General features: G+C 69.4%; 1 protein-coding gene. It reads right to left on the reverse strand.

Annotation, left to right across the window (positions count from 1 at the left end; all coding sequences use genetic code 11):
• The coding region (locus PUR71_RS38120) for an RICIN domain-containing protein (RefSeq protein WP_329931868.1) at positions 1-536 on the reverse strand (536 nt) is incomplete at both ends.

Raw genomic sequence — 536 nt, forward strand, 5'->3', positions numbered from 1 at the left:
CACAGCTGGTTGGCGCCGCCGTTGCAGTCGTAGATGTCGATCTTGGTGCCCGGGGCGGTCTGGTTGTTGTAGGCGTCCAGGCACTTGGTGCCGCCGTAGACGGTCAGCTGGCCGGCCGGGGTGTAGGTCCACTGCTGGTTGCCGCCGCCGTTGCAGTCCCAGATGTCGGGCTGGGTGCCGTTGGCCTGGCTGGAGAACGGGAGGTCCAGGCAGCGGCCGGAACCGGTGCCGAGCAGCGCGCCGGTGCGGGTCCACTGCTGGTTGGCCGCGCCGGAGCAGGTCCACAGGGAGATGGCGGAGCCGTTGGCGGTGGCGGCCTGCGTTATGTCGACGCACAGGCCGGACTGGACACCGGTGACGGTGCCGTCGGCGTTGCGGCGCCACTGCTGGTTGGTGCCGCCGTTGCAGTCGTAGATGTCGATCTTGGTGCCCGGGGCGGTCTGGTTGTTGTAGGCGTCCAGGCACTTGGTGCCGCCGTAGACGGTCAGCTGGCCGGCCGGGGTGTAGGTCCACTGCTGGTTGGCGCCGCCGTTGCA

The organism is Streptomyces sp. SP17BM10 (assembly GCF_036322405.1).
Taxonomy (GTDB): domain Bacteria; phylum Actinomycetota; class Actinomycetes; order Streptomycetales; family Streptomycetaceae; genus Kitasatospora.